Annotated in this window: 1 pseudogene; it reads left to right on the top strand. The window is 55.6% G+C overall.

Annotated features, from left to right (window positions below):
* A pseudogene (locus tag A9G06_RS21270) lies at positions 1-784 on the top strand (IS5 family transposase); the annotation flags it as partial.

Genomic DNA, 784 nt, shown 5'->3' with positions numbered 1-784 from the left:
CCATGAGCAACTGGTTTCACCACGACCATCATGGGCGGCGGGGCGCAGCCAACTCTACACCGACCAGACCATCTGTACCTTCCTGATGCTCAAGGGGATTTTCAGTCTCACTCTGCGGGCCACCCAAGGACTACTCGACTCCCTGTTCGAGTTGATGAAAGTACCGCTGTGCGCACTGGACTACAGCTGTGTCAGCAAGCGAGCACGCTCGGTGACTGTGGTTTATCGACTGCCCCCGAAGGAACGCATTACCGACCTGGTTATCGATTCGACTGGCCTGAAGGTGTTTGGTGAAGGTGAGTGGAAGGTCAGAAAACACGGCGCCGAGAAGCGGCGAGTCTGGTGCAAGTTGCATCTGGCGGTAGACCCGGCAACCCACGATGTCGTGGCAGCAGAAGTGTCATTGGAAAATGTCCATAATGCCGAGGTGTTGCCCACCTTGCTCAAGCCACTACGGCGTAAGCTGGGATGTGTTTATGCGGATGGCGCGTATGACAGCAAAGCCAGCCATCAGCTTATCTCGCGCAAAGGGGCGACAAACCAGTATCCCGCCTAGCAAGAGCGCGGGGTTATGGAAAAAGGGGCATCCAAGAAATGAGGCCGTGCTGGTTATGCGTAAGGAAGGGCTGGCGCACTGGAAGAAGATGTCGGGGTATCACTGTCGCTCACTGGCAGAGACAGCGATGTATCGGTTCAAGCAGTTGCTGGCGGGGAAAATCAGTCTGCGTAACTACAACGGCCAAGTGGGAGAAGTCATGGCGTATGTTAGCGCCATAAACAAGCT

This window comes from Aeromonas sp. DNP9 (assembly GCF_001728955.1).
GTDB lineage: Bacteria > Pseudomonadota > Gammaproteobacteria > Enterobacterales > Aeromonadaceae > Aeromonas > Aeromonas veronii.
Note: the sequence above shows the minus strand (reverse complement) of the source record. Positions and strands in the feature narration are given on the sequence as shown.